4 protein-coding genes and 1 pseudogene are annotated in these 4,503 nt (G+C 73.2%); all 5 read right to left on the minus strand.

Annotated features, from left to right (window positions below; translation table 11 throughout):
• Window positions 1–295, minus strand: a pseudogene (locus AC1DXV_RS31680) (ferritin-like domain-containing protein); the annotation flags it as partial.
• Window positions 273–1,133, minus strand: coding sequence for a phosphate/phosphite/phosphonate ABC transporter substrate-binding protein (locus AC1DXV_RS31685; protein ID WP_477870220.1), 861 nt, complete (start codon window positions 1,131–1,133; stop codon window positions 273–275). The pseudogene AC1DXV_RS31680 and the gene AC1DXV_RS31685, both read right to left, overlap by 23 nt.
• A gap of 11 nt (window positions 1,134–1,144) precedes the next feature.
• Complete coding sequence (locus tag AC1DXV_RS31690; RefSeq protein WP_477870222.1) at window positions 1,145–2,260, minus strand: acyl-CoA dehydrogenase family protein; 1,116 nt, start codon at window positions 2,258–2,260, stop codon at window positions 1,145–1,147.
• Window positions 2,261–2,323: 63 nt separating this feature from the next.
• Window positions 2,324–3,778, minus strand: coding sequence for an L-seryl-tRNA(Sec) selenium transferase (selA, locus tag AC1DXV_RS31695; RefSeq protein WP_477870224.1), 1,455 nt, complete (start codon window positions 3,776–3,778; stop codon window positions 2,324–2,326).
• A partial coding sequence (locus tag AC1DXV_RS31700) for a formate dehydrogenase accessory protein FdhE (protein WP_477937456.1) occupies window positions 3,778–4,503 on the minus strand: 726 nt, incomplete at its 5' end. The genes AC1DXV_RS31700 and selA, both read right to left, overlap by 1 nt.

A 4,503-nucleotide genomic window follows, 5' to 3' on the forward strand; every position in this document is an offset into this window, starting at 1 on the left:
CCTCGGGGGCGGTGGCCTCGCCGCTTGCGGGGCCGGCACGCTGCGCGCCGCGCCAGCGACCTGCGGCCGACGGGCCGCGCGTCAGCACGCCGTGCAGGCGCCCCTGCGCATCGGTCTCGAAGCGCAGCGCATGGCCCTGCTGCCGGCACCACGCGGCCAGGTGCAGGTCCCACGCGTCGGCGCGGCCGCGCACGCGCAGCTCGTCGCCATCGGCCAGGCCGAGCAGCGCGCGCCGCACCAGCAGCAGCGCGCCCTGGTCCAGCGCCAGCGACTCAATATCGATAGTCGCTGGCAAGGATGCGCCCGTCATCGCTGTAGAACCGTTCATCGTCGACCGCCCGCTCGAGCAGCGCGTAGCCGCTGGTGCGGCCGATGCGCCACTCGCGCAGCCCCTCCAGCTCGAGCAGCGGGCGCACGTCCGGATCGTCCCAGCGCATCGCGAGCAGCAGCGACGTGAAGCGGTCGATCAACGCCGCCGGCGCACCCGGGCTGGTCGTGAAGTTGCAATGGTCGTAGGGGCCGGTGTGCGCGATGACGCGCGTGCTGCCGGCCGGCAGCGTGCCGTCGAGGCCGAACGCGAGGTGGTTGCCGTCGATCAGGCAGCACGCGTCGATCTCGCCGGCCCGCAGCGCGGTGGCCGCATCGCGTTCGCCGCCGATGTGGTCGCCGTGCTTGCCGCCGAGCACGTCGAAGCGGCGCAGCGTGAAGTCGCGGCCGGCCACCAGCCCGTGCTCGCGCAGCAGCCCGAGCGGGATCAGCGTGGCCTGCGGTGAATCGATCGCGCCGGTGCCCACGCGCCGGCCGCGCAGGTCGGCGAGCGCCTGCAGCGGGCTGTCGGCACGCACGACGACCACCGAGCGCAGGTCGCAGTCGGTGTCGCGCATCGCGACCGCCCGTACGGCCTGGCCGCGCGCGCGGGCCAGGCGGTCGGCGCGCACCCACGCGAGCGGCGAGTTCCAGGCCAGGTGGATCGCGCCGTCGAACTGCGCCTCGACCTGGCGCTCGTAGTTGGAGTACAGCAGGTAGTCGAAGGCCAGGCCGTGGCGCGCGAAGAAGGCCTTGAAGCCCTCCCAGATCGTGACGACCTTGGGCGCGTAGGCGACGGCGCCCATGATCAGCGTGGAATCGCTCATCGGCAGGCTCCTCAGAACAACGGCAGGCCGGTGATGGCCTTGCCGATGAAGTCGTACAGCACGTCCGAGGTCGGCGCCATCACGCTCGATGCGCGCGCATCGCGGAACAGCCGCTCGATGCCCGCCTCCTTGCGGAAGGCCGCGCCGCCGCACACGCGCATCGCGACGTCGGTCACCTCCAGTGCCGCCTCGGCCGCGGCGGCCTTCACTTCCAGCACGCGCAGCATCGTGTCGGGGCGGCCACCGCCGATCGCCGCCAGCGTGTCGTCGATCAGCGCCTGCACCATGTCGGCCTGGATGCGCGCGCGGGCCAGGTAGGCGCGGATGGTGGGCAGCTCGGCCAGCGAACTGCCGAGGTGCAGGTGGCGGGTCTGGCCGACATGGCCGATCGCGCGCGACAACGCGCCTTCCATCAGCCCGGCCGAGCACGACGCGCTCAGCACCGAGAACCACGGCAGCACCACGCCCATCATCGTGTCGAAGCCCTTGCCGTCCTCGCCCAGCCGGTCGGCCGCGGCGATGCGCACGCCGCGCGCGGTGATCGGCGTCGACGCATTGCCGCGCAGGCCCAGGCCGTCGAACGCGCCCGGCTGGCTCAGGCCGTCCTGCTTGGCATCCACGAACCACAGCGTGCTGGCGCCCTCGGCCGCCAGCGGCTTGCTCGACCAGACGTAGCTGTCGGCCTCGAAGGCCGAGGTGACCCAGCTCTTGCGCGCATCGAGCAGCACCGCGCTGCCGTCGGCGCGCGCGGTGCCGGTGGGCGCCCAGAAGTGGCTGCGCGAATCGGCCTCGGAGAACGCGAGCGTGCTCAGGTGCCGGCCGCGCGCGATGGCCTCGCGGACGGCGGGCTGGCCGGCGGCTTCGATCACCGCGACCGCGCAGTAGTGCATGCAGACGATCATCGCGGTCGACGGGCAGGCCTGCGCGAGGCGCGAGACGACCTGGCTGGCCTCCTTCAGCCCCAGGCCGAGCCCGCCGACCGATCGGGCCGACACCAGGCCGAGCAGCCCGGCCTCGCCCAGCGCGGTGATCGTCTCTCGCGGGAAGCGTCCCTCTCGGTCCGTGCGCAGCGCGAGCGGCTCCACGGTGTCGGTGACGATGCGGGCGAGCGTGTCGAGCGGGTTCATCGGGTCTCCGTAGCCCGGATGCCAATCCGGGGTGGGCGGGGGGATCCCGGATTGGCATCCGGGCTACAAGGATTCATGCAATGTCGGCAGTTGGCGGGTGAACGAGGAAGCGTCTTCCAGGCAGCGCAGGTCCAGCAGCAACCTGTCCTGCGCGATGCGCCCGATCACCGGCTGCGGCAGCGCGCGCAGCGCCGAGGCCAGCGCATCGAGCGCCGTGCCGATGCCCTTCTTCGAGGCACCGGCCGGCGCGATCGCCAGCCCCGCCGACGGCAGCCGCTCCACCGGCAGCGAGCCGGAGCCGATCTGCCCCATCAGCTCGACCACCTCCACCTCGAAGCGCGGCGCCACCGCGGCCGCCACCGCCGGCTGCAGCGCCGCGGCCAGCGCGCGAATCGCCTGCGCCGGCCGCGTCAGCAGCCGCAGCGTCGGCAGGTCGTGCGCGAGCCGCTCGGGCCGCAGGTACAGCATCAGCGTCGCTTCGAGCGCGGCCAGCGGCAGCTTGCTCATGCGCAACGCGCGCTTCATCGGGAACTTGCGGATGCGCGCGATCGCGACCTGGCTGCCGACGATCAGGCCCGCCTGCGGCCCGCCCAGCAGCTTGTCGCCCGAGAACGTGACCACGTCGCAGCCGGCCGCCAGCATCTCCTGCGGCAGCGGCTCGCGCGGCAGCCCGTACTGCGCCAGGTCGACCAGCGAGCCGCTGCCCAGGTCGGTGGCCAGCGGCAGCCCGTGCGCATGCGCGATGCCGGCCAGCGTCGCCTCGTCGACCGCGTGCGTGAAACCCTGCACCGCGTAGTTGCTGGTGTGCACCTTCATCACGAGGCCGGTGCGCGGCGTGATCGCGCGCTCGTAATCCTGCGCATGCGTGCGGTTGGTGGTGCCCACCTCGACCATCTCGGCCCCCGCACTCGCCATCACGTCGGGCATGCGGAACGCGCCGCCGATCTCGACCAGTTCGCCGCGCGAGATGATCACCTCGCGCTCGCGCGCCAGCGCCGCGATCGTCAGCAGCACCGCGGCGGCGTTGTTGTTGACCACCGTCGCCGCCGCCGCGCCGGTGATCGTGCACAGCAAATCCTCGACGATCGAGTCGCGGTCGCCGCGCCCGCCCGAGGCCAGGTCGTATTCGAGGTTGTTCGGTGCCGCCATCACCGCCAGCAGGTGCTGCAGCGCGCTGTCGGCCAGCAGCGCGCGGCCGAGGTTGGTGTGGATCACCGTGCCCGTCAGGTTCAGCACCGTGCGCAGCCGTGGCGCGAGCCGGGCCTGCACGCGTGCCGCGAGCGCCGCCTGCAGCGCATCGGGCTGCAGCGCGTGGGCGGCGAGCCCGCCGGCCACCGCTTGCGTTCGTAGCCCCTCAAGCAGCGCGCGCGCCTCGCCGGCCACCAGCGTGTGGCCGTGCGCGTCGAGCAGCGCGCGCGTGGCGTCGCTGCGCAGCAGCTTGTCGATCGAGGGCAGGTCCTGGGGCCGTGCCTCCTGCGACCCGCCGCCGTGAACCACGGACGTCTCGGGCCGCTCCATCAACCGCCTCCGCCGTCGTCAGTGCCGTCGTCGCCGAACAGCAGCATCAGGTTGATGCCCTGCCGCTGGAAGCCGGCCTCGCTGACCAGCAGGTCGAGCGTCACCGAGCCGAGGTCGTCGGCGACCGGCTCGACGTTCACGTCGCGCTCCATGTGCACGATCTTCAAATAGTGGCCGCAGGCATCGCAGGTCTCGGCCTCGGTGGCCGGCTTGGCATCGCGCGGCTCGCTGCCCAGGCGCTGCGGGGACTGGTAGTGGATGCCCTTGGTGCCGAGGCAGTGCGTGCACTTGATCCGCACCATGTGCCACTGCGCGGCGCACAGCGCGCACTGCAGGTAGCGGAAGCCGGCATCGCCGCCGCCGATGCGCGAGATGCTGGCCACCGGCCGGCTGCCGCAGCAGGGGCACAGCGTGGCATCGTCGGTGCGGCCGAAGGGCGGCAGGTGGTCGGCGCCGCGCGCCGCTTGCGTCGCGAGCACGAGCTGCGTCCAGTACACCTGCAGCGCCGCGGCCACCAGCGGGGCGGCGGCCAGGTCCAGCCCCAGCATCACGCCGGTCAGCAGGCGGTCGGCCTGTTGATCGAGCCAGGCATCGTCGCCGGCATGGGTGTCTTTCAGCGCCTGCACGGCCGCCAGCGCGGGGCTGCCCGCCAGGCGCGGCAGCAGCGCATCGAGCAGGCGGCGCAGGCCGCTGCGCCAGGCGGCGTCGCGCGGCCAGTGCTCGGC

The sequence above is a fragment of the Rhizobacter sp. P3_C12 genome, assembly GCF_056402735.1.